We start from the raw sequence: 22,445 nt of genomic DNA, 5'->3' as shown, positions 1-22,445 counted from the left end.
CATGCTCTCGCGCCTCTTCAACAGCTTCCGCAACAACCGCGGCCTCGACGCGGAACTCGCCGACCATCTCGCCCAGTTGAAACAGGAGCGCCTCGACGCGGGTGACACCCCGGAACAAGCCGAACTCTACGCCCGCCGCCGCCTGGGGAACCCGGCCCTCATTCACGAGGACGTTTACGAGTCCACCCCGCTGCAGCCCCTGGAAACGGCCCTGCGCCACGCTTCCTTCGCCCTGCGCACCTTCCGCCGCAACGGCTCCGCCTATCTTTTCGCCATCGCCATTCTCACCCTCGGCATCGGCATGAGCGTCACCATGTTTTCGCTCGTCCAGGCCGTCCTGCTCAAGCCCTTGCCCTTCCCCGATCAGGACGCCATCCAGGTGATCTGGAAGCAGGACCAGGTCGCCGGAGTCGCGCTCGTCGAACTCGCCTACCCCGAACTCGGCGATCTCCAGGCCCTCAAACCCTTCGAGTCCGTCGCGCTCATGCCGACGACCCTCTATGGCTACGGCCGAGTCCTCGACACCGGCCACGAAGATCCCGTCCAACTCGAAGGCACGCCCGTCTCCCACGACTTCTTCCGCGTCCTCGGCGTAAAACCCGCGCTCGGCCGCGACTTCTCAGACGCCGACGAGCAAGTCAACGCCGCCCCCGTCGTCATCCTCTCCGATCACGTCTGGCGCAAGCACTTCTCGGCCGATCCCGCCATCCTGGGCCGCCAGATCCGCCTCAACGGCACCGGAGTCACTGTCATCGGCGTGACAGCGCCCGCTGTCGACTTCCCGCGCGGCGTCGATATCTGGGTACCCCTCGGCGTCACGCCCATGAAGGAGCGCCGCGGAGCCACTTACCTCCAGGCCATTGCGCGCGTGCGCCCCGGCTACGCCGCCTCCGCCATCCAAGCCCAGGTCGCTTCGCTCTTCCAGCGCCAGGCTCGCGACTACCCGCAGTTCTATTCGAACTCCCAGAAAGCCGTCGTCACGCCGCTGCCCCAATACTGGACGGGCTCGGCGCGCATCCATCTCTGGATCTCCCTCGGAGCTTCGCTTCTTCTCCTGATCGCCGCCTGCATCTGCGCCAGCAATCTCTTCCTCTCCCGCGCCCTCGCCCGCCGCCGCGAAATCGCTACCCGCGCATCCCTGGGCGCCGCACCGCGCCACATCCTCGCCCAGTTTGCCGTCGAAGGACTCACGGCCGCCGTCCTCGCCGCCGTGTCGGGCACCGTACTCGCCGCAGGCCTGATCCGCCTGCTCGTCCTCTGGGCCCCGGCCGACATCCCGCGCCTGACCGACGCCACTTTGGACCCGCGCGGACTCGCCTTCGCCCTGGCCATGGCCACCCTGGCCGCCCTCGTCTGCTCTTTCGCGCCCGCCTGGCTCATCACCCGGCTCGATCTCGACGCCCTGCTGCGCGAAGGCGGCCAGCGCACCGCCGGCTCTCGTACGGGCAAGCGCCTGCAGCGCGTCTTCGTCATGGCCCAGACCGCGGCCACGGTCCTGCTGCTCTCCATCTGCGTACTGCTCGTCGTCAGCTACCGCGCCATGCTCACCACCGACGTCGGCTTCGCCAATCGCGACACGGTCACCATGAACCTGGCCCTGCGCGGCTCCGGCCTGACGGCCGAATCGCGCGACGCGTTCTATACCCGCCTTCTGGAAAAGCTCCGCGCCGCACCGGGCGTCACCAACGCCGGAGCCGTCCTCCTGCGCCCCTTCGAAGGCAACGTCGGCTGGGATCTGCGCTATGAGTTCGATTTCGAGGCCGGCCGCCATCGCAACGAAGAGCTGCCCTCCGCCAACTACGAAGTCGTCACGCCCGGCTACCTCGCCACCGTCGGTACGCCCCTGCTCGAGGGCCGCGACTTCCGTCTCACCGACTTCGAAAAAGCCGAGCCCGTCGTCATCATCAGCAACGCCCTGGCCCGCCAACTGCGCAAGTCCGGGCACGATCCGATGGGCCTGCGGCTCCGCTTCGGCCGCCGCCCCGACGCCGTCTGGTGGAAGGTCATCGGGGTCACCGCCGAGGCTCGCTACCGGCGCGTCACCGAGACCGGAGTCGATCTGTATGTGAACTACCTGCAGACCGAAATCCAAACCAACTATGTGGTCGTGCGGGGCATAAGGCCGGCCCAGGAACTGGTCGCCCTCGTCCGCCAGGCCGCCGCGGAGATCGACCCTCGCCAGGCCATCGCCGGCGTCGCGACATTGGGTGAACTCATCGAGAAGGACACGGCCCGCCACCGCTTCAACATGATCCTGCTGCTCTGGTTCGCCGCCTGCGCCGTGATCCTCGCCGCCGCGGGAGTCTACAGCGTCATCACCGAAAGCCTCGCCGTGCGCACCCGCGAAATCGCCCTGAAAGTGGCCCTGGGCGCGGGCCGCCGCCGCCTGCTGCTCGAAATCACGGGCAGTGCGCTCATCTTCGTGGTGCTGGGAGAACTGGCCGGCCTGGCCGCCGCCTACGGAGCCGGCCGAGCCGCCGAAGACTTACTCTACACAGTGACAGCCTCTGACCCGGGAGTCCTCGCCTCGGTCTTTACGTTCCTGTTCCTGGTCTCAGCCGCGGCGGCCCTGCAGCCCGCCTGGACCGCGGCCCAGAGCGACCCGCGGGCCGCCCTGCAGTCCGACTAGGGCACCCACAGCCGGTAAATGAGGCAGCAAAGCGCAACGCCCGCGGCCAGCGAAACCAACCCGGACATCCGCCGCTTCTGCAGGTAGAAGATCAGAACCAGGCCCGTCAGCGACACCAGCGTCATCAGCACCGCCGACACGTCGATAATCGCCGACCACACCTTGCCGCTATCCCTGCCCTTGTGCAGATCGTTGAGGATGGCCACCGCACCCATGCGCGTCTCAGTGAACTCATACCGGCCCGTAGCCCGGTCGACAATCGCATCCGCCGCATACCCCGGCCCCTTGAACGAGACCGTGCACTGGAACTCATCGATGCGGAACTCGCTCATCTCGGTCCGCACGCCGTGAGCCTTCCTCAGCAGCTCTACGATCTCCAGCTTCGCCACGCTCTTCTCATCGGAGCCGCGCACCCACGTAGGATCCACGCTCCCCTTGGACTGCACCGTCCGCTGCTGACCCTTCAGCCACTCCGTGTGATTCAAGGTCAACCCGGTCACCGCGAAGAAGAACAGAATCCCGAAGCTCGCCATCGACAGGTAGATATGGAGCCAGCGGGAGACCATCGCCAGCCGGCGCTTCCACGGGGCCATGCGGTGCCGCGTCACAGGCGTCTCCTCGACAGGCGTAGCAAACGCGCCTCGCATACCTTAGTGACTCGCCTTCCGGTAATCCAACGACGCCCCCGCGATCTCCGTATTCCCAGGCAGCTGCACCTGCTTCGGAGCCCCGCTGAAATCCATCTCCTGCCGCAGGATCTGATACGTGCCATGCTCGCGAGCGGCCTCAATGCACACCGTGTACTTGCCCGGCTTCACGGCCTTGCCCTTATCGTCCTTACCATCCCAGCGCAGCGTGTACTTTCCCGGAGGCCGTGTCGCGCTCGAGACGGACCCGGCGATCTCGGTCCCCTCCGCCATAGCCCGCAAACGGTCGCCGCGATACCACGACTTCAGATCCGGCAGCCAGCGATCCTTGTCGAACCACAACGCAATCGTCCGCACCGGCACATGGTCCTTATCCTCGATCCACACCGCCACAAACGGTCGCCGCGCCCGCGCGTCTTCGATCCGTGCCAACTCCAACTGCACCAGCAACTCCATCCCAGCCGCCGCCGGAACCGAACCGCCGCCCTGTACCGCCACCGGAGCCGCCTTGGCCGCGAAGCCCGCCGCCTGCAAACGCGGAACCTCCAACCCGCTCCAACCCGGACTCACCGTCCGCCGCCCGTTCCGCTCGACAATCAGAAACTCCACGTCCTCCATGGTCGAAGCGAAAGCCAGGCTCTCCGCCGGAGACATCACGCAAAACGCCGTAGCCAGCGCGCCCGCATCCACCGCATCCGGAGCCACCACCGTGGCGCTCACCACATCCTCCGCCGTCTCACCTGTCCTCGGGTCGACGATATGCGAGTAATGCCGACCGCCGATGTCGAACCCGCGCCGGTAGTTCCCGCTAGTCGCCACAGCCCGATCCGCCACTCGCAGCCGCGTCAAAGCCGGGCCATTCTCCCCATCGGCCAGCGGATCCGCAATCTCGACGTTCTCACTCCACGACCCGCGCACCACCAGGTCTCCACCGATGTTCACCACCACCGCCCGTACGCCCTCGCCCGCCAGGGCGGCCTCCGCCGCTCGATTCACGATGTAGCTCTTCGTGAACGAATTCAGCACCAGGGCCGCAGTGCTCGAATGCGTCGCTGTACCCGCCGCGCCATCCAGGATCCAATGCGCCTGCCGGACCGCAGCCACAGCCGCGCCCATCTCGGCAGCGGTGGGAACCCGGCCCTGCGCCGCCGCCTGCTTCCAGACCCGGCTCACCGTCTCCGCCGACGCGTCCAGCGCGCCGCCAGTCCGCATCCTCCACTGATCAAACAGCCCCAGCACCTCCAGCAACTCCGGCGACACCCGCACCGCCTCGCCCGACGTCCGGGCCCAGCGGCTGAACTCGCTCTGCGCATCATAGGAGCTCAGGATCCGCGCCAGCCGGTCGATCTCTTTCAATGCGGCCGACTCCGCCGCCTCGGCCTGCGCGCGCGTCGCCGCCGACACCTTCAGCTCCATCGATGTCCCCAGCACGTTCTCGTGATGGAACGTCTGCATCCGCTCGCGGCTCGTAGGCATACTCGCCGCACTCAGGGCCGGAAGAGTGAGGACAACTCCGGCGATCCAGACTGACAGTGATTTCATATCGGTGTTCTGCTACTCGGGTTCTGAGCCGGTCGGCTACTTGTTCTGTTCCTGCGGAGGCCGCTGTCCGCCGCGCCCGCCAAAGTTCGGACGAACCTCGTCCTCGGTCAACTGCCCGTCGCCATTGCGATCGAGCTTCGCCAGCGCAGCCGTGGCGCCCTGCATCTCCTGCGCGGAGATCACTCCATCCTGATCCACATCCAACGCGGCCGTCACGGGATCCACGCGCTGCATCCGCCGTCCGCCCTCGCCGCCTTCCCGCTCACCCCGCCGCCCAGCCTGCTCCGCCCGCGGAGCCGCGGCCGTCTTCTTTAACTCTTCCGCCGTCAGAAAGCCGTCCTTGTCCGCATCCGCGCGATCGAACAAACCCTGCATCCGCTCCGGCAGCTCCGGCTTCGACAGCTTCCCGTCGCCGTCCTTATCGAAGGCCATCAGCGTCTTCACCAGCTCGTCCGCACTCGGAGCCTGCGTCGCTCCAGGGCCACCGCCCGAACCGCCGCGCGCAAACGCCGGCCGCAGCTCGTCCTGTGTCAACTGTCCATCGCCGTTCTTGTCCAGCGACTTCAGCGCCGCCGGAGCCGCCTTCAACTCCGCCGCCGAGATAGTCCCGTCATGGTCGGCATCCACCGCCGCCAGAATCGGGCTCATCCGCATGAATCCGCCCTGGCCAAAACCCCGCCTCGGACCGCCCTCGCGCTCCTGCCCATACACCGCTGCCGACACGGCAAGCGCAATACAAACAGCTCTGCTTCTGATCATTTCGCCTCGAAATTCCTCCGGACTGGACAGCCGGAGCCACCGCTCTCTGACCTCTCCATGGACGGGCATCTTCTCCACGAAGGTTACAAACCCCGTCTCATCGCCGTGCGTGTACCCGTCGAACCCGCCTGGAAACGGCCTGGTTTTACACAGCGGGCCCGTCACGTAAGGAGTGTTAAGAGAATCGGCCGTCAGCCGCGCAAAGCGTCCGACCAGAAGCGGAACGTGACGGCGCTGATCCCTGGCCGCGCCTTCCCCCGTTCTTCTTCATACACCGCGGACAGGCAATTGAAGAACGCCCGGGCCTCATCCGCCAGCCCCAGCAGCGTCAGGCACTTCAGGATCCGTGTAATCCGCAGGTGGTTGTGATGCCCGGCCGCCACCCACTCGCCAGCCCGCTCCGCAAATCGTTCGGTCCGCCGCACCGCCCCCTCGTGCCACTCCAACCCGTAGAACACCAGCATCCGCTTCAACGACTCGAACAGCTCCGCCCGCAACCCCGCGTCGTGAAGAAACACCGCAATCGCCGCCTCATCCAGCACCGGAGCCCCGGAGTTGAACTGGCTCCTCTCCCGCAGCGGGAACATCCACTGAATGTAGTCGTGCGTATACTCCAGCCGCTCATCCGGCCACTGCCGGATCTCCTGCAGCCACCGGCCCTCATCATCGCGGGTCGTCCCACCGTAGAAGCTCACCAGCGGCGATTCAGCAGCAGCAGTCATCCCACGCCTCCCCTACGGCAGCGTGTACTCAAAGTCGTAAAAGTGATTTCCGTCCGGCTCGATCCGCACCGCCATCTTGCCCTTCAAGCCGGTCAGTTCGCCCGTCCCGGAATCCGGCACCACGGTGATCACCAGTTGCGCCGCGCCCCGGTCCATCACCCCGTTGTGCTGCAGCGCGAACGAGCCCTTCCTGCCCTTCAGCGTCCCGGTCACCCGCTCCACCGCCACATACCCGGCCGAGCCCTGCACCGCCGTCCCGGCCGTCAGCATCTCGCCGCGCGCAGTCCCCGCCAGGTCGCCCTCATAGGTCTTGAAGATGGCCATCCGGCCCAGCATGGTCCCCTCGGTCTTGTCTTCCAACTGGAGGGGGCTGATCTTGGCGCGAAATGGTCCGCTGATCTTCGTCGTCACGCTCTTCTCCTTCGACGCCTGTCCCGTCAGCAGACTATTTCCTCCGAACACCAGGAAAATGGCCAGCATTCCGCCGGCGGCGCTACGTGTGAGTTTCTGCATGGCCCGTCCATTATGCACCCAAACCGGGCCGCTCAGATCCTCCGGATCACGCCCTGGCCGCTCTCCCGCGTATTCCGCACCAGCGCCAGCACCAGGACCATTGCCAGCAGCGGAATCAGGCTCGCCCCGATCAACGCCGGCCGGAAGCCCACCTTGTCCGCAATCGACCCCACCGCGTACGTCGACAGAATCGTGCCAGCGCCCGCCGCCGCGCCGCCCAGCCCGCTTACCGAAGCCACCGCCCCGTCGGCAAAGCAGTCCGCCGGAAACGTGTTCGCAATCGTCGAAAACGCCGCATACGAGAAGGTGGCCCCGCCGAACAGCAGCGCAATCCCCGTCAGGCTCGGTGAGAACGCCGCCGGAATCAGCAGCAGCACGCCCAACGCCCCGGGAATCACTACGGCCTTCCGGGCCCAGCCCACCGGCCAGCCCCGATACACCAGCCAGCTCGAAACCGCCCCACCCGCGTAGTTCCCCAGATCCGCCGCCAGAAACGGCACCCAGAACGCCATCAGGCTCTCTTCCACCCGGTAGCCGCGCCACACCAGGTACAACGCGAACCAGTCCGTAATCAGATACCACACCGGATCCGTCAGCGCCCGGCTCGCAATCGCACCCCAGGTCTGCCGGTACTTCAGCAACCCCAGCCACGACACCGCCTGCTCCTGAGCCTCTCCGTCCTGGCTCGCCTTCTTATCCGCCCGCAGCATCTCGAGCTCTTCCGCCCCAATGCCCGGATGCTCCTCCGGAGGCTGGTAGAACCGCTTCCACACCAGCAGCCACCCAAACCCCAGCACACCCGTGATCAGAAACGCCGGCCGCCAGCCGCCGAAGGCCGTATACAGCCCAATCACCAGCGCCGGAGCCACCGCCGCCCCAATCGACGACCCGCTGTCGAAGATCGCCACCGCCAGCGCCTTCTCTTTGCGCGGGAACCACTCCGACACCGCCTTCGTCGCCCCCGGCCAGTTGGCCGATTCACCAAGTCCCAACAGGAATCGCATCACCGCGAAGCTCTTCAGCCCCGTCACCAGCGCCGTAGCCATCGCGATCGCCGAATACCACGCCACCGCCACCGTCAGCCCCCGCCGCGTCCCCAGCCGGTCCAGGATCCGCCCGCACCCCGCCTGCCCCACCGTGTAGGCCACCCGGAACGCAATGATCAGCAGGGCAAAGTCGCTGTTCGTCCAATGGAACTCGGTCTTCAGGTGCGGAGCCAGCACCGACAGCGTCTGCCGGTCCAGGTAATTGATCACGGTGGAAGCGAAGAGCAGCCCCACCACGCGCCACCGCAGGCCGGAAGGCACCGTCAACGCGCCGCTCCGGCCCGCGGCAACTCCACACCAGCTCGGGTCATGGATTCAACAACTAACATAAGCAAAGGAAAGAAATCAACATAAAAAGAAGCCATCTCCTACAGCGACCGCATCACCAGATCCGCCGGACTCGAAGGCGCCAGCAGTGTGTCGTTCGGGTAGTACGCATCCACATTCTGAGCCGTGATCATCGCATGCTTCACAAACACGGCGCCCGGCACAGCCCTCTTCTCGATCAGGTCCAGGGCGATCCGCACCAGTTCCGGCCCGTAGCGTTCCGGGAAGAATCCCACCGACCCCACCAGCCGCGTCTCCGCCCGCCGCAGCTCCGCCCGGGCCTCCGGCTCCGCATTCTGGCCGGCCACGAGACAATCCCGCCCCAGCCCGGCCTCCTCAAACGCGCGCACCGCCCCCAGCGCGCTGGCATCGTTGATCGCCCCCACCAGGCACCGTCCCGGCCGGTTGCGCCGCAGATGCCGCCGCACCACATCCAGGCTCACCCCGAACTCGCCCTTGCCATCCAGGTGGACGAACCGCTCCTGCGCGAACTCCGGCAGCACCTCGCGCAGCCCCTTCTGGAAACCCGTCATGCTCGAATGCGGCAGCGGCCCCCCGGCCGCCATCTCCAGCAGCAGCACCTGGTCCACCGCGCCGCGCCACGCCTGCTTCGCCCGTTGCCCCAGCGTCAGCCCGCACAGCCGCCCGGCTTCGAAGTTGTTGCCGCCGAGATAGACCGCGCCCGGATGCGGAATCTCCACCGCAATCAGTGGGATACCAGCCTCCATGAACTTGGCCGCAATCCGCGCCGCCGCCCGCTCGTGTACCTGAAACTCGATGGCGACATCCACCTGTTCTCGTACCAGCCGTTCCGCATTCCGCAGCGCGGCCGTGGCGCTGCCGCGATTATCCAGCAGCACCAGATCCAGCCCACGCGCAGCCGCCGCCGCGCGCAAACTCTCCCCCACCGCCCGCGAGAACGCGGATTCCACGCTCTTCCCCGCAAACCCAATCCGCAACCGGCTCTTGCCCGCCAGAGCGACAAGCGACCGATACTGATCGGCCCCCACGCGTTCCACCGCCCCCACCTGTTCCAGCGTCTGCAATAACCGGAAAGCGGTGGTCTTGTGCAAACCCGTGCGCGAACACAGGTCCCGCAATCGCAGCACTTCCCCCTCAAACCGCGAAGCACGCAGCAGGGCGAAAGCTCGAACCACGGCCTGCACGGAGTACCGCCCGACCTCGTCCTGCTCAAGTAGTTGTTTCACAATATGAAACAGAATACCGCCGTGTCCCGAACGTGGCAAACCCGGACATCAGCCACGGAACGCCACCCGGCGGGGACGTTCTTCCTCTGTCCCGAGACGCAATCTGCCGCCGATCCCGACGAAATCTCCAGGTAGACAGAGCGAGAACGTCCCCCACCACCAGGAAACCCCCGGCAACCGCATCCAGCCCGCTGGTTGTTTCACGTCGCGAAACAACCAGAAGCCACAAACAAAACCCTGTACCGGCTCCCCCATCTCCGCCAGACTCAATCTCGTCCCCGTGAGGACCACCCCGTCATGCAAACCACACAAGCCAAATCCTTCGAAGTCGGCCCGCTCCAGGTCACGATCTACGACGACAAAACACAACTGGGAGCCGCAGCCGCCCGGGACGGCGCCGAACTCATCCAGGACGCCATCCGCCAGCGCGGCCGCGCCCGCATCATCCTCTCCGCCGCCAATTCGCAATTCGAGGTCATCGACGCCCTGACGGCCACCCCCGGCCTCGACTGGTCCGCCGTGGAAGTCTTCCATGTCGACGAGTGGATCGGCGTCCCCGATTCCCACTCCGCCAGCTTCCGCCGCTGGGTCCGCGAACGCGTCGCCCGCCGCGTCCGCCCCGGCATCGTCCACTACCTGGCCGGCGATTCAGCCAACCTGGAAACCGAGGCCGCCCGCTACGCGGCGTTGCTTGCTGAGGCCCCTATCGACATCTCGTTCCTGGGCTTCGGAGAAAACGGCCACATTGGCTTCAACGACCCGCACGAAGCCGACCTGAACGACCCGCAACCGGTCCGCATTGTTTCGCTGGATGAGCGCTGCCGCCGGCAGCAGGTAGGGGAAGGCCACTTTCCAGGCCTGGAAGCGGTGCCGTCATTCGGATTCACACTCACGTGCCCGACGCTGCTCTCGGCCGAACACATCATCTGCTGTGTCCCGGATCTCCGCAAAGCCGAGGCGGTGCGCAACGCCCTGGAGGGGCCCATCTCCTCAGCCTGTCCGGGGTCCTTCCTCAGGCTGCACACCAAGGCGAACCTGTACCTCGACCCCGACTCGGCCTCCAAACTAAATCTGAGAAGCTAAAGGCGCCTACCGCGTCGCCGCCACCGAAACTACACGTTCCGCAATATCCCGCAACTGGGTCCAGTGCAAACTGGACCCCAGTTCGCTGTCCGACCCCGCCGCCAGGTTCGACCCGCCCCAGATCTTCACATCCTGCCGGTCTTCCGCCGCCTGGAACGCGTTGATCAATTCGATCACCGGGAACGTGTCTTCATCGTAGGGGGAACCCCGGATCACGCTATACGTATACCGGCCGCTGGGCCGTTGGCAGATCAGGCTGATCAGGTTCCGGTGCCCTTCCGCCGCCAGTACCAGCCGCGAATGAGGATCGCCCTTCTCGGCCGCGATCACGAAATCATGCTCTGAGCGGTACAGGATGTCTGGCCGTGCCGTGATCGGCGAAGTGCCCGCCCGTCCCTCGATCAGGGCCAGCAGCCGGTCGCACACCGCCCGGATCGTCTTCGTCACCAGTTCCGCGTCGCCCTGTTCCTTGCCCCTGCTGCGCTGCTCCATATACGGCTCGAAGACCCAGGTGAAATGATTCTTCACCAGTTCATCCAGCCGCACCGGATACAGCCCGCCGCAGACGTCGATCTTGTTGTTGTACTGGACAATCCAGCGCAGCAGTGGAGTCCCTTCCACGCGCTCCAGCATGTAGTGGTACTCCAGCACAAACGCCGAAAGGCACACATCCTGGTCGGCATTCCAGACGTAAACGGGAATCGGCTGCTTGTGCCGCAGCCAGCGTTCCATGATCCGGCCCTGCCGCACGGCGATGTACACCTGCATCGCGGCGCTCATCGTCACCTCGCGGATCACCCCGCAGTGATGATCGAAATGGGCGTAGTGCCCCTGGTGGCCCGGCGTGTCGTCCATCACTTCCAGCCCGATGGAGTACTCGGGAGCGGCGGAAGTGAAGTCGGCCCAGCTCTGAAAACGCCGTTCCGGGACGCGAATCTCAATATTTTCGAAAAGACCAGCCATGATACCGGCCAAGCCAGGGCCGGTACCCATTGTGGTCATCCCAGACCGGGCATTGCAACCAAACGAGCCTTAACCTGCCGGACTGCCTTCTCCACCCGACCCTTGACGCCGGCAGGTATCCCGTTCATCCTATAGTTGGAAATTCACACTTTCCAACTCCAAACCATGCAGACTCAAAAGAAGCTCCGGCCGCTTGTGCGAATCAAGGAGAAGTTTCAGGTCACTCTCCCCGCCGAACTGCGCACTCGCTCCGGCCTCGCCGTGGGAGACTTCCTCGAAGTGAGCCTCGAACAGGGAGGAGTCATCACCCTCACGCCAAAATCCATGGTTGACCGCCAGATTGCGGAGGGCTTGGCGGATCTCAAAGCCGGCCGGGTTCACGGCCCCTACGAAACCGCTGAAGAGGCGATCTCCGCACTCGATGGGCGAACCGGCCGAAAGTCGTCCGTCCGGTAATGCTCGCCCGCTTCACCCAAAAGGCCACAACCGACTACGCCAAGGCGCCGCAAGAGGTGCGCAAAGCATTTCAGAAGCAACTGGGGCTGCTCATGCAGAACCTGCAGCACCCCTCGCTACATGCCAAAAAATACAGTGAAACAGAGGATGTCTGGCAGGCAAGAGTCAATCGGAACTGGCGCTTCTACTTCACCATTCAAGGGGACATATGTGTGATTCTCACCATCATTCCCCATCCGAAATAGAAGCTCCGGCTTTGACCGGTACGGCATCATCTTCGGGATCGGCCCGGCTCGACAGCACATGGCAGCCCCAGGACAAGGCGGATCAGGCATACCTTCCGGATCACTTCGTCCGCTGAGCCGAGTCCACTTCCTTCTTCCAACTCGTCCTCACGTACACCCGCTCAAACCCGCACCGCAAATAGTTCTTCTCCGACGAACTACCTCCCGCGACCTCCGCCACTGCCCACTGCATCTCGCTAGCCATGGCCCGCCGCAGCCGTTCCCGGATCAGCGCCGTCTGGACGCCCTGGCCTCGCGCTGCCGGCAGCGTGCCATCATTCCCCAATACCGCGATCTCACCCGCCGGCGCCAGTTGTGCGCAACCCATCACCTGGCCGTCCGCGTCCACGACACCCAGGTTCACGGCGCCCGGCAGTCGCCAGGCCATCCGAGCCAGCAGCGGCCAGATCCCCTCGGCCGGCAGTGCAAAGGCCGCCGTAAACACTCGCGCCCAGTCGTCCTGTGTCAGTTCAACAGGCGAATGGACCGTAGCTTCCACGGCGCAGGGCAGGGCCGCGGCAACGACAACCTCCGTCCCGGCCACCGTGTATCCGCGCCGCGTCAAACGCTCTACCGTGGCCTCGGTGAGCCACGGAGCACATTCAAAAATGACTTGGCGCGCGTGGTTCCGCCGGAAAAACAGTTCGGCCGCGTCGATCTCGCTCTCCTGGATCTCCGGCCCCGCCCCCTTCACCGTCGTCAATGGCGAATCCGGACCCGTGTACGCGGCCAGCCCGCCGGCGCAGGGCATCGCCGATGCCGCCGGCTTCGGCGTCCACAACTGGAACGCCTGCACGTAATCCAGCAGGTTGCGCGCGGCCCCCGCTTCGATGATCTGAATGGGGTTCAACGCTTCCACGTCCGGGCAGTTTACCACCCCCGCCACCGGAGTTGCCGGGCTCGCCCTACTTCCTGCGGCGGAGAGCGATCAACACCAACCCGGAGAAGACCAGGCCCAGAGAGTACGGCTCCGGCGTGGCAACAGCGTCGCCTGTCGTGAAGGTGCCGCCCGTCCTCAGATCGAAGCCAAACAGTGGCCCGAAGTCTGTCGTGCCCGAGGTCGTGGTGCCGATCATCCTATTGGAGAAAACTAGGCTGAAGGTGTAGGCGGTGTTTCCGGCCAGTGTGTTCGCCGCCAGGAAAGCCGAGGTGGTTGTGCCGGGCAGGAAGCTGGCGTCGAATACGGTCGCACTGTCCGAGTTGCGGGTAACGGTGAAGAACACGAAGGAGAGGCTATCGGGCGCCTTGGGATCGTTCGTGGGGTTCAATGCGCCCGCGAAGGAGTCCCAGTTCACCATCAGGCCCGCGGCGGGGTTCATGTTCACCAGGGAACTGAAATTGGTGAGGTACGGCGTTGCCGTGCCATAAGCGTTAGCCGGCCGCGTCACCGTCACATTCGACGGAGCATCGGGATTCCCGCCAGGCCCTGCGCTGTCATAGGCATAGACGCCAGGCGCGTACGCGGCGTCCATCGTCGCCAGGTCGGCAAACAACGTGGAGCCATAGTAGAACGTCGTCGGGCTGCCCGCCGGCATGTTAGTGGCGATTCCGCCCGGCGGCGTGAACGTGGCGCTGGTGAAATCACCGGCATTCTGCAGATACACATTCGTCCCCAGGTAAGCGCCGGCCGCGCTGGCGGAGCCGTCGGTTGTCTGTGTAAAGACCTGGTTCCCAAAGAGATCGATGTAACTGATCGGTGCCGCCGAGAGGCCTGCCGCACTCAGCGTGCAAGCCGCGATGATACTCAGAACCCTCATGTACCCTCCTCCAGAAGGCGCGAGGTGCGCGTTCGATCGTATCACCAAACTGCACAACTTCATCCAGGAAATGAGAGCTTGCGCCCCGTCACCCGTCGAAAGACTGCCCCCAGCGCTCAGGCCAGCAACTCATCCTTCATCGACGAAACCAGCAGCAGCAAGCAACCGTGGATCGTTGAGATCTCCCTGTGGTCGCTGCCCGCATCGTTCCTGCTGTAGTCGCCGGCCTTCATCACGACATCATCCAGGCGCACATCGCCCTCCAGCACCATGCACTGCTCTACGGCCGAGTGGTGATGCGCAGGGTAAGTTGCACCAGGCTCCATCCGGAGGAGGTTCGTCGCCATCTCCGTTTCGCGATCAAAATAGAGCGTCTTGCTGGTGACTCCGCGAAACGGAGTGGGGCGCCAACGCCCCTCACCCTCCCGAATCACATGCATGCCCGGCTCCGGTGCCGCAATCTTGTCCATCAGCCGGGAACGCAGGCCCGGCGGCGGCGGCGTCTCTTCCAGCGAGAGAGGCAGGCTTCCGGCAGTCGCTGAGAACGCGTCCACTTCACCCCGGCACACAGCGCAGCCTTCCGCCAGATGCCGCTCGAACCTGCGGGCTTCCTCTTCCGGCATCGCGCCCAGGCTGTACAGGGCCGCCGCCGCTCTAATCTCTTCCGTCAACTCCAAGTGCGGCATGTTCATCCTCTCTGCTCCAAAATATGCTCCCTCAGGCACATCATGCCCAGACGCACCCGCGTCTTTACTGTGCCGAGCGGCAAGTCCAGCCTCTCCGCCATCTCGCTCTGCGAGAGTCCTTGAAAATAGGCGAGTTCGATGACCTGCCGCTGCTCCGCCGGCAGGGTCTTCATGGCGTCCGCCACGATTCGGCGCTCCTCACTCATCGACATCAGCCGCTCGGGCGAGGGCTCCTCCGAAATGCTCTCTTCCTGCACCGGACCAGCCTCCCGCTTCTGCCGGGCTCCGTGCGAACGATACCGGTCCAGAGCCCTGCTGCGCCCGATCGTAGCCAGCCAGGTCGTCACTCCGCCGCGCGCCGAATCGAACCGCCCGGCATGCCGCCAGGCCTGCACGTACACATCCAGGGTGACCTCTTCGGCGTCAGCCGGATTCCCCAGAATCCGCAGAACCAACGAATAGACCAGGCCCGAGGTGGCATCGTATAACCGCGCAAAGGCATCCCGGTCCCCCGCGGCCGACTGCGATAGCCATGCCCGCCACAACAACTCCCGTTCGTGGCCTGTACTGGTTCCTACTGCGAATGCTGGACTCACATCAGGCACTACGGACTCAGGCGGCAAACCGGATTCATCCATTCGCTCCTCCATGTCGGCATTAGTAGATTTTCACATGAAAGATCTTTAGGCATGGCGGCATCCTATGGCCAGGTAAAATTGCGTGAATTACCGACCTTCATGTCCTGATACAATAAGGACACGGAGATCGCATGTACCTGGAGAACGTGAACGAGCGCAACGTCATGGTCACCTCGGTCGACTACGTGTTCAATTGGGCGCGGAAATCGTCGATCTGGCCGCTGACGTTCGGGCTCGCCTGCTGCGCTATTGAGATGATTGCCAGTTCCGCTTCGCGATTCGACATCGCGCGCTACGGCGCCGAGGTCTTTCGGCCCAGCCCCCGGCAGTCGGACCTCATGATCGTGGCGGGCACCGTGACGCTGAAAATGGCGCCGGTGCTCAAACGGATCTACGATCAAATGCCTGACCCGAAATGGGTCATCTCCATGGGCGCTTGCTCCAGCGTCGGCGGGCCTTTCAACACTTACGCTACCTTGCAGGGCGTTGACAAGATCGTGCCCGTCGACGTTTACGTCAGCGGCTGCCCGCCCCGGCCCGAGAACCTGTTCTACGCCCTGCTGAAGCTTCAGGACAAGATCGACCAGATGAGTCTCATTCAGAGGCCCACCGAGATCCGCCTCGAAGAGACCATGCTCGAGGACTTCAAAAAGCAGGTCATGGTCGCGCAGACTCAACACCCAGCCGCGTGAGTATCGTCCGAGGTCCCCAAGGCTATTTTATTTCGACTCTGCTCTCGTCAGAGACCTGGCTCGCCCACGCCTTCGGCACAGCCGCCGTACCGCCTCCACACGTCTACCTGGTCCTCAAACAGGTGCACTCCAACGTCGTGAAACTGGCGGGAGAGTGCCTGCCCGAGATGGAAGGGGACGGGCTGATCACGAACGAGCCGGGGCTCTTCGTCGCCGCCAAGAGCGCCGACTGCGTGCCGCTGCTCCTCGCGGATCCTGTCAATCATGTCGTCGCCGCGGTCCACGCCGGTTGGCGCGGATCCCTCGGCAATATCGCCGGCGCCGCCATCGCCCGCATGACGAGCGAGTACGATACCCGGCCGTCAGACTTGCGCGCCGCGCTCGGCCCGTCCATCGGTCCCTGTTGCTTCGAAGTCGGCCCGGAGGTCGCTGTCCTGTTTCGAGACATATTCTCAGAAAGGGACGATCTCGACCGCCGGACGACCATCGATCTTTGGGAGACCAACAGCCGGCATCTGCAGCAGGCAGGCCTTTCGCCGGAACGAATAGACACACCTCCCCCTTGTACTTGCTGTGGGGGGGAAGAGTTCTACTCCTGGAGGCGCGACCGCGTGCTCGGCCAGCGCATGTTCGCAGCCATCGGCCGCCTGCCAAACCACTGATCCTGCTCCAGATAGAGACAAAAAGGGCGCGAGCCCCAGGCTCGCGCCCTCCTGTCAGAACCGGAGCGTGGAGTCTTTAGGCGACCATCAACTCTTCGAACATTTCCGTGTTGTCATCCTTCGCACGGTCGGCCAGTTCCTGGCACTCGATGCAGAAGGGCGTCCACGGTACTGCGTTCAAACGCTTAGGGTTGATGTCTTCTTCGCAATGCAGGCAAACGCCATAGTGGCCTTCGTCGATGCGGCGAAGGGCGGCGCGCACGTTGCGCAGCAAATGCGACTCACGGTCGAGGTTTCGGATGGCTAGCTCACGCTCCGCGGCGTGCTGCACTTCGTCCAATGCGTCCGGGCTTTTTTCGATTGCAATGCCTTCCCGGTCACGCACGGCCTGCGAGAGCTCTGCGAGCTTGGTCTCCAAGATCTGCTTGTATTTGTTGAGCTCCGTCTTGGTCATGTCTTATCTCCCAGTCTTCACTTTCCAACTCAATGTCGTCTTCGGCTCTGCTAACAACGAATTAGACGGCGAACTTTCCAAAAAGTTTCAAGATGTGAGCGTGAACTGCTCAACAATCTTTACATAAGCAATCCCTAGCAACATCTTCCTACTAGGTCTGTCGCCGTTCATCACAAAATCCAACCTGCTAGGATACCATATCCCAGCAATTCAGATGCCAATTGTCAATCCGGGGAACTCGAGGTGCGAGCCCTTCGGTCGCCGCTCCCTGTTGCTTGCCGCCGCAACTTGCCCGGCGGTCTCTTGCGCCTACCTCTGGAGCCGATTCCAGACTGGGCGCTCCTGGCCGGCGCTCGCTAGCAACCCGCGTTTAGAGCGGTCTAGCATACTGCACCTCATCGGCCGTTGCAACAGAAATCATTATGAGCGTATTCGTACAGACGCAATATCCTTCAAGATGTTTCAGCAATTCCGCATTCCTCTCAACAAAGGACGAAAATTAATGCGGAAGCGTGAAGGTTGAGCTTACCTGGTGCCGATCCGGCCGAAGACGACGCCCAGTTCCCGGCCGTCTTCCGGAGGCTTCACGGTCCGGCTGGCTTCGATCCTGACGACCATTTCGGGCTTTCCGGCGAGGGCCGCCGGCAGCTCAAAAGTGTATTCGAATGAATCGTTTGCAGACGTGACGGTGGCTTCCCCGACAGGGATGCCATCGACCTTGAGCCTCAGCACCAATGGCGCCTTCAGGTACTCCTTCGGGCAGTAGCCGGCGATGTATAGCTTCTCACTAGCCCTTTCGGGCCCCGCCACTCGAACTTCAGCCCACTTGCCCATCCAACGCCAGGGAAAATCGCTCGGATACCACCCCTCACCCAGGTCCCCCTGGAAGTCGGGCAGGCCTACGTTCACTTCCTTGGGCCGGAGGTTCAGCCACGCGGGCGGGATCTGCCTGGCGTACCGTCGGGTGATATTGCGCAGAACCGTACCCTCATATGAGTACACAGCGCCGTGTCCCTTCGACACAACCCGGGCCGTGAAGCCGGGCGAAGCGGCAAATTGGGTTAGGTCACCCAATTCAGGGTGCGCTTCTATGAGTTGGATGCCACCCGGTAAGATGTACACGTCGCTGACACCGAAGAGGTGATACGGCTGGTCATAATACCCGGACCAGAACAAATCGGAGTCCACACCTTGGACAAACAGCACCTTGTCGGGATGGAGCTGGTGCGCGCGTTCCAAGCCTTCGACCAGCGCCCGCACCCGGTGACCCCGTTCATATCGCCACATCGTGATTTGACGATTTATCGGCAGGGCAAAAGCGAGGTGCGCGCCCAGCACTCCGACCGCGCCCAGCCTCCACAGCCAGCGGTTCGAGCGCCACGCGGCGTGCGCCAGCGACCCGAAGATCAGCGCTAACCCTATGGAAGGAATGGCCAAGTAGTAATCGGTGAAGTGATCGCGCAACGACAGCACCGGAGCGATGGAGACCGAAAACCAGAGAAAACCCAGCGCCGGCAGCTTCTCGCCGCGGCGCCAAACCCAGATGCCAAATACCGTCAGAATTGCCGCAAGTAGCCACGCGTTTACCGTCCAAAACGATTCGGGTAGCCGGTGGAATCTGGCCGGGTTGACGCCGGCCGCCAGGGCGGTCCCCCAGTACCGGATATAAGTGTCAAAGATGGCGAGGTCCCAATGCTGGGCATACACCCCTACCTTCGGATTGGACGCGACCTTAAAGTGGATCAAAGCGTACAGGGCACTGACCGAAAAGAGCCACATGGTCCTCTTGAGGCGGTCACGTTGGTACAGCAGGCACCAGGCGGCGGCCAGCGCGGGATAGATGATGTTTAATTCCAGAGCCCCGAAGCCAAGCACGAAGACGACAACCTGCCAGACAAAGTGTCCACGAATGAGCAGCCAGAACGCGAGAAGCAGGAAGAACGCGCAAAGCACTTCGTTGTAGGACGATAGCCAGGAGACCGGTGTCGCCAGGCCGACATTGGCCACCCAGATGACCGGAGCCACGAGGGCGGCGATGCGGGACCCGCTGAGGCGCAGGGTGATGGACTGCAGCAGGAACAGGTTGGCGATCTGGGTGAAGGCCACCAGCAGGTGGTAAGGGCGGTGGTCGAGGCCAAACCGATCAAAGAAGACGATGAAGAAGAGCCGTTCGCTCCAGGGACGGATGGTGCCCTGGGCGCGGGGCACGAATAGCGACTCGAAGAAATCGTGCCAGTTGTGAATGCCGTTGCGTTGGGCGAGCCACGCGAAGTCGTCCTGCTGGAACCAGGCGCGGAGCCCATACCAATACACCCAGACAAAGAAGAGCGTGGGCAGAGCCCAGAAGAGTCCGGTCTTCAGGCGGCTCATTTTGAGACAAACCCAATATGTGAGACAACGAGGCCGAGTTCGCGCGAGTCGGCCGAGTCGGGGCCGATGGCCTTGTCGAGTTCAAACTGGACGACGATGGCATCCTGCTTGAGCGGCTCAATGGGGACGTCGAACTTCAGAACCTGATCCCCGGCCTTGTCGATGCGGACAGGCGCGAGCTTCACGTTGCCGACGGTGGGAGTGACCGAGACACCGAGCATTTTGGCGGCGATGACATCGGGCAGCGAGCAGTGCAGCTCGAGGGTCGCGCCTCGCAGCGCGCCGTTGAGCGGCGGGGCGAGGGTGACGGCGAACTTCTTCATGCTCCAGCGCCAAGCGTTCTGCTCGAGGTTGTAGAAACCGCTGAGGAGCTGGGAGGCATCGCGGGGCTCGGCCACACTGATGGAACTGGCGAGTTCGGACTCTTCTTCTATGGTGGCGGAGGGATTGGGGTGATGCTTGCGCTTACACCCGGCTGCGAGAACTCCTGCCAGCAGCACAAGAACAGCTATGCGCCGCAACGCCGTACCTCCACTAGACAATTGTAGAAACAGGGTCCGCCGCCGATGTCGGTCAAACGGTCGGAGATGAGGACATTCACGTTAAAGCCGTCGGGGGCCTGGCGGGCCCAGCGGACCGAGGGCGCCCGGACGACTCCGGGCCGGACGGTGGCGCCGACCTTGGCCTTGAGCCGGACCTTGCCGCGATGGTTGAAGACTTCGACCTCCTCGCCGTCGCTGATGCCGCGAGCGGCGGCGTCCTCGGGATGGAGCTGGAGGACGGCGGTCTGGGCGTCGGTGGCCGCATGAAGCCCAAAGGTCGAGTTGAGGCTGTCGTGGTTCTTCGAGCTGACCAATTCCAACGGGAAGGGGTGCTCCCGGCCGAGGCGGCTTTCGCGGGGCGGCGTGTAGTCGAGGGTGGCGGCATCCATGTCGACGGGCCGGCCGGCCATGGGGAGGTCGGGCATATTCAGGGGGACGGCGTGCTCCTGCTCCAGGCGTTCCAGGGTGATGCCCTGGAGCCGGGGGCTGCCGGAGTTCAGCAATTGCCGAATCATTTCGTCACTTGAGTCGGCAAAGCAGGGGTCAGTGAAGCCCATGCGCTGGGCCAGCGCCCGGAAGATCTCGACGTTGGGGCGGGCTTCGCCGGGCGGCTCGACGGCCGGCCGGGCAAGTTGGAGGTCGTAATGACCGTAAGCCATGTAGAGATCGGTGTGTTCCAGGAACGTCGTGGCGGGCAGGACGATGTCGGCGTAGTCGGCGGTATCGGTCTGGAAGTGATCGAGGACGACGGTGAACAGGTCTTCGCGGCTCAGCCCCTGGCGGACGAGCGCCTGATTGGGGGCGATGGCTCCTGGGTTGGAGTTGTAAACGATCAGCGCTTTCACGGGTGGATCGTTGACCTCCGTGAGAGCCTTGCCGAGGACGGACATATTCAAGGTGCGGGCGGGGGGACCGAGATCGGGGCGCTCGAGGGCTTCCCGGTTGATGTCGAAGGCTCCGGAGGTGGTGAGCTGGAGGCCGCCGCCGCGTTCGTCCCAGTAGCCGCAAAGGGCGGGCAGGAGGGAGATGGCCCGGACGGCCTTGCCGCCGCGCTCGCTGCGCTGGACTCCGTAGTTGAGGCGGATGGCAGCGGGCCGGGTGGTGGCGTACTCGCGGGCCAGGGTTTCGATCTGATCGGCCGGGATGCCGGTGAGTTCGGCGACGCGTTCGGGCGGGAATTCGGCCGCTCGCCGGCGGAGGGAGGCGGTATCGCCCGGATAGCGGTCGAGGCCGTCGCGGAAGAGGACGTGCATCAGGCCCAGGGCGAGGGCGAGGTCGCTGCCGGGATAGGGCATGAGATGCCAGTCGGCGAGCGAGGCCACCTTGGTGACGACGGGATCGATGACGACGAGTTTGGCTCCGCGGCGGCGGGCCTCGACGATGAACGGCCAGAGGTGGACGTTGGTCGTGAGGATGTTCGCGCCCCAGGCGATGATGTATTTCGATTCAGCGAACTGCTGGGGCGGAGTCCCCAGGCGGATGCCATAGGCCTCCATGAAGCCGGCGGCTCCGGCGGAGGCGCAGATGGTGCGGTCGAGCCGGGAGGCACCGAGGCGATGGAAGAAGCGGCGGTCCATGGAGCCGCCCTGCAGGTAGCCCATAGTGCCGGCGTAGCTGTAGGGCAGGATGGACTCGGGGCCGTACTGGGCCGCTAAGGCTTTTAAGTTGGTAACGATTTCATCCAGCGCCTCGTCCCAGGAGATGCGCGTGAACTGGCCCTGGCCTTTGGGGCCGGTGCGGCGCAGTGGGTATTGGAGCCGGTCCGGATGGTATTGGCGGTCCAGATAGCGGGCTACTTTGCCACACAGGAAGCCCTGGGTGACGGAATGGTTTGGATTGCCGCGAAGGTGCGTCGCGCGCCCCTGGTCGATGGTGACCAGAATCGAGCAGGCATCGGGGCAGTCGAGAGCGCAGGTCGAGTGCCGGACGTCTTTCACTATATTGATTATAGAGGCTAGCGGAATGCGGAACGCGACAGTGTTGATTTGCCTGTTGGCGGCATATGCGATGGGACAGGCGCGCAGGCCGGCGTTCGTGGGGGCTCCGGGCGGTTCCGGAGTCAGGGGCGGAGGACCGCCCCGGGTCGCTCCGCGAGTGTACCGGCCGGGCTCCCACTTCTGGCGGCCATATGGAGGCGGGTGGGGTACGGGCTACGATGCTCCGCATGAAGCGGCGCCCTCTCCGGTGGAGCCCGTGAGAGAGAGGCCGGCGCTGATCGTCAACAGGGATTTTGTCCAGGAGAAGCCGATGCCGCAGTCGACGGTCTTTCCGGATGGGGCGCTGCCTCCGCCGAAGCGAGGACTCGACGCCACGCCGGTCCAGGCCAGGTGCACCGTGCGGTTCAAGGATGGCGAGACTGTCGAGGCTACGGCCTGTTCCGTCAGGGAAGATACGCTCAGCTTCCTGACTGCCAAGGGCCGGATGACGCGCGTGACCCTGGACCTGGTGGACAAATACTGAACCAG

At 64.1% G+C, this 22,445-nt stretch carries 23 protein-coding genes; 7 read left to right on the top strand and 16 right to left on the bottom strand.

The features are described from left to right. Window position 1 precedes the first annotated feature (1 nt). Window positions 2-2,629 carry an ADOP family duplicated permease gene (locus IRI77_RS31140; RefSeq protein WP_194448851.1) on the top strand — a complete coding sequence of 876 codons (2,628 nt, stop codon included), beginning with the start codon at window positions 2-4 and terminating at the stop codon, window positions 2,627-2,629. Here the strand turns inward: IRI77_RS31140 and IRI77_RS31135 are convergent. The 7 genes from IRI77_RS31135 to IRI77_RS31105 form a co-directional block, all read right to left on the bottom strand. Continuing rightward, complete coding sequence (locus tag IRI77_RS31135) at window positions 2,626-3,276, bottom strand: PepSY-associated TM helix domain-containing protein (RefSeq protein WP_228486413.1); 651 nt, start codon at window positions 3,274-3,276, stop codon at window positions 2,626-2,628. The genes IRI77_RS31140 and IRI77_RS31135 overlap by 4 nt on opposite strands. A gap of 3 nt (window positions 3,277-3,279) precedes the next feature. Continuing rightward, window positions 3,280-4,818 (bottom strand): DUF2271 domain-containing protein, encoded by a 1,539-nt coding sequence (locus tag IRI77_RS31130; RefSeq protein ID WP_194448850.1) that lies wholly within the window; start codon window positions 4,816-4,818, stop codon window positions 3,280-3,282. Window positions 4,819-4,854: 36 nt separating this feature from the next. Next, entirely contained in the window at window positions 4,855-5,577 is a 723-nt protein-coding gene (locus IRI77_RS31125; RefSeq protein WP_228486412.1) for an EF-hand domain-containing protein, read from the bottom strand. A 191-nt stretch (window positions 5,578-5,768) separates the two neighbouring features. After that, window positions 5,769-6,299, bottom strand: a complete 531-nt coding sequence (locus IRI77_RS31120) for an opioid growth factor receptor-related protein (RefSeq protein ID WP_194448849.1) — start codon at window positions 6,297-6,299, stop codon at window positions 5,769-5,771. A 12-nt stretch (window positions 6,300-6,311) separates the two neighbouring features. Then, window positions 6,312-6,812, bottom strand: a complete 501-nt coding sequence (locus IRI77_RS31115; protein WP_228486411.1) for a DUF3224 domain-containing protein — start codon at window positions 6,810-6,812, stop codon at window positions 6,312-6,314. A 32-nt stretch (window positions 6,813-6,844) separates the two neighbouring features. Next, entirely contained in the window at window positions 6,845-8,119 is a 1,275-nt protein-coding gene (locus IRI77_RS31110) for an MFS transporter (RefSeq protein WP_228486860.1), read from the bottom strand. A 107-nt stretch (window positions 8,120-8,226) separates the two neighbouring features. Beyond that, complete coding sequence (locus IRI77_RS31105; protein WP_194448847.1) at window positions 8,227-9,393, bottom strand: substrate-binding domain-containing protein; 1,167 nt, start codon at window positions 9,391-9,393, stop codon at window positions 8,227-8,229. Between the two features lie 297 nt (window positions 9,394-9,690). Here IRI77_RS31105 and IRI77_RS31100 point away from each other — a divergent pair, with 297 nt between their 5' ends. After that, window positions 9,691-10,476: a 6-phosphogluconolactonase gene (locus IRI77_RS31100; RefSeq protein WP_194448846.1), complete on the top strand. Its 786-nt coding sequence runs from the start codon at window positions 9,691-9,693 to the stop codon at window positions 10,474-10,476. Between the two features lie 6 nt (window positions 10,477-10,482). Here the strand turns inward: IRI77_RS31100 and IRI77_RS31095 are convergent, their stop codons facing one another. Further along, a complete protein-coding gene (locus tag IRI77_RS31095) occupies window positions 10,483-11,469 on the bottom strand; it encodes a hypothetical protein (RefSeq protein ID WP_194448845.1) in 987 nt (328 codons plus the stop codon). Between the two features lie 165 nt (window positions 11,470-11,634). Between IRI77_RS31095 and IRI77_RS31090 the strand changes: the two genes are divergently transcribed. Then, window positions 11,635-11,895, top strand: a complete 261-nt coding sequence (locus IRI77_RS31090; RefSeq protein WP_194448844.1) for an AbrB/MazE/SpoVT family DNA-binding domain-containing protein — start codon at window positions 11,635-11,637, stop codon at window positions 11,893-11,895. Further along, window positions 11,895-12,140, top strand: coding sequence for a type II toxin-antitoxin system RelE family toxin (locus IRI77_RS31085; protein WP_194448843.1), 246 nt, complete (start codon window positions 11,895-11,897; stop codon window positions 12,138-12,140). Before IRI77_RS31090 ends, IRI77_RS31085 begins: the two co-directional genes overlap by 1 nt. 100 nt (window positions 12,141-12,240) lie before the next feature. Here IRI77_RS31085 and IRI77_RS31080 read toward each other — a convergent pair whose 3' ends face one another. From IRI77_RS31080 to IRI77_RS31065, 4 genes are all read right to left on the bottom strand, one after another. After that, window positions 12,241-13,029 carry a GNAT family N-acetyltransferase gene (locus IRI77_RS31080; protein WP_194448842.1) on the bottom strand — a complete coding sequence of 263 codons (789 nt, stop codon included), beginning with the start codon at window positions 13,027-13,029 and terminating at the stop codon, window positions 12,241-12,243. Between the two features lie 55 nt (window positions 13,030-13,084). Next, on the bottom strand, window positions 13,085-13,936 hold the full coding sequence (locus tag IRI77_RS31075) for a PEP-CTERM sorting domain-containing protein (RefSeq protein WP_194448841.1): 852 nt from the start codon (window positions 13,934-13,936) through the stop codon (window positions 13,085-13,087). A gap of 116 nt (window positions 13,937-14,052) precedes the next feature. Further along, window positions 14,053-14,628, bottom strand: a complete 576-nt coding sequence (locus tag IRI77_RS31070; RefSeq protein ID WP_194448840.1) for a cupin domain-containing protein — start codon at window positions 14,626-14,628, stop codon at window positions 14,053-14,055. After that, window positions 14,625-15,170: a sigma-70 family RNA polymerase sigma factor gene (locus IRI77_RS31065; protein WP_194448839.1), complete on the bottom strand. Its 546-nt coding sequence runs from the start codon at window positions 15,168-15,170 to the stop codon at window positions 14,625-14,627. The genes IRI77_RS31070 and IRI77_RS31065 overlap by 4 nt, the downstream gene beginning before the upstream one ends. Window positions 15,171-15,391: 221 nt before the next feature. Here IRI77_RS31065 and IRI77_RS31060 point away from each other — a divergent pair, with 221 nt between their 5' ends. Further along, window positions 15,392-15,952, top strand: coding sequence for an NADH-quinone oxidoreductase subunit B (locus IRI77_RS31060; RefSeq protein ID WP_194448838.1), 561 nt, complete (start codon window positions 15,392-15,394; stop codon window positions 15,950-15,952). Next, a complete protein-coding gene (gene pgeF / locus IRI77_RS31055) occupies window positions 15,949-16,614 on the top strand; it encodes a peptidoglycan editing factor PgeF (RefSeq protein WP_194448837.1) in 666 nt (221 codons plus the stop codon). Before IRI77_RS31060 ends, pgeF begins: the two co-directional genes overlap by 4 nt. Before the next feature lie 76 nt (window positions 16,615-16,690). On the opposite strand, the gene IRI77_RS31050 is transcribed toward pgeF, so the two are convergent. The 4 genes from IRI77_RS31050 to IRI77_RS31035 all read right to left on the bottom strand — a co-directional run bounded on the left by IRI77_RS31050 (window position 16,691) and on the right by IRI77_RS31035 (window position 21,917). Further along, on the bottom strand, window positions 16,691-17,068 hold the full coding sequence (locus tag IRI77_RS31050; protein WP_194448836.1) for a TraR/DksA family transcriptional regulator: 378 nt from the start codon (window positions 17,066-17,068) through the stop codon (window positions 16,691-16,693). Window positions 17,069-17,593: 525 nt separating this feature from the next. After that, a complete protein-coding gene (locus IRI77_RS31045; protein WP_194448835.1) occupies window positions 17,594-19,438 on the bottom strand; it encodes a hypothetical protein in 1,845 nt (614 codons plus the stop codon). Further along, window positions 19,435-19,959: a hypothetical protein gene (locus IRI77_RS31040; protein WP_194448834.1), complete on the bottom strand. Its 525-nt coding sequence runs from the start codon at window positions 19,957-19,959 to the stop codon at window positions 19,435-19,437. Before IRI77_RS31040 ends, IRI77_RS31045 begins: the two co-directional genes overlap by 4 nt. Next, complete coding sequence (locus IRI77_RS31035) at window positions 19,947-21,917, bottom strand: molybdopterin-containing oxidoreductase family protein (protein WP_194448833.1); 1,971 nt, start codon at window positions 21,915-21,917, stop codon at window positions 19,947-19,949. Before IRI77_RS31035 ends, IRI77_RS31040 begins: the two co-directional genes overlap by 13 nt. 25 nt (window positions 21,918-21,942) lie before the next feature. Between IRI77_RS31035 and IRI77_RS31030 the strand changes: the two genes are divergently transcribed. After that, window positions 21,943-22,440, top strand: coding sequence for a hypothetical protein (locus tag IRI77_RS31030; RefSeq protein WP_194448832.1), 498 nt, complete (start codon window positions 21,943-21,945; stop codon window positions 22,438-22,440). The last annotated feature ends 5 nt before the right edge of the window (window positions 22,441-22,445 follow it).

Source organism: Paludibaculum fermentans (genome assembly GCF_015277775.1).
Classification (GTDB): Bacteria; Acidobacteriota; Terriglobia; order Bryobacterales; family Bryobacteraceae; genus Paludibaculum; species Paludibaculum fermentans.
This window is presented reverse-complemented; position numbering and strand designations above follow the sequence as displayed.

Coding starts and splice junctions, on each gene's coding strand:
- IRI77_RS31140 (WP_194448851.1), top strand. CDS start 2: ATGCTCTCGCGCCTCTTCAACAGCTTCCGCAACAACCGCGGCCTCGAC.
- IRI77_RS31135 (WP_228486413.1), bottom strand. CDS start 3,276: ATGCGAGGCGCGTTTGCTACGCCTGTCGAGGAGACGCCTGTGACGCGG.
- IRI77_RS31130 (WP_194448850.1), bottom strand. CDS start 4,818: ATGAAATCACTGTCAGTCTGGATCGCCGGAGTTGTCCTCACTCTTCCG.
- IRI77_RS31125 (WP_228486412.1), bottom strand. CDS start 5,577: ATGATCAGAAGCAGAGCTGTTTGTATTGCGCTTGCCGTGTCGGCAGCG.
- IRI77_RS31120 (WP_194448849.1), bottom strand. CDS start 6,299: ATGACTGCTGCTGCTGAATCGCCGCTGGTGAGCTTCTACGGTGGGACG.
- IRI77_RS31115 (WP_228486411.1), bottom strand. CDS start 6,812: ATGCAGAAACTCACACGTAGCGCCGCCGGCGGAATGCTGGCCATTTTC.
- IRI77_RS31100 (WP_194448846.1), top strand. CDS start 9,691: ATGCAAACCACACAAGCCAAATCCTTCGAAGTCGGCCCGCTCCAGGTC.
- IRI77_RS31095 (WP_194448845.1), bottom strand. CDS start 11,469: ATGGGTACCGGCCCTGGCTTGGCCGGTATCATGGCTGGTCTTTTCGAA.
- IRI77_RS31085 (WP_194448843.1), top strand. CDS start 11,895: ATGCTCGCCCGCTTCACCCAAAAGGCCACAACCGACTACGCCAAGGCG.
- IRI77_RS31075 (WP_194448841.1), bottom strand. CDS start 13,936: ATGAGGGTTCTGAGTATCATCGCGGCTTGCACGCTGAGTGCGGCAGGC.
- IRI77_RS31070 (WP_194448840.1), bottom strand. CDS start 14,628: ATGAACATGCCGCACTTGGAGTTGACGGAAGAGATTAGAGCGGCGGCG.
- IRI77_RS31060 (WP_194448838.1), top strand. CDS start 15,392: ATGTACCTGGAGAACGTGAACGAGCGCAACGTCATGGTCACCTCGGTC.
- IRI77_RS31050 (WP_194448836.1), bottom strand. CDS start 17,068: ATGACCAAGACGGAGCTCAACAAATACAAGCAGATCTTGGAGACCAAG.
- IRI77_RS31045 (WP_194448835.1), bottom strand. CDS start 19,438: ATGAGCCGCCTGAAGACCGGACTCTTCTGGGCTCTGCCCACGCTCTTC.
- IRI77_RS31030 (WP_194448832.1), top strand. CDS start 21,943: ATGCGGAACGCGACAGTGTTGATTTGCCTGTTGGCGGCATATGCGATG.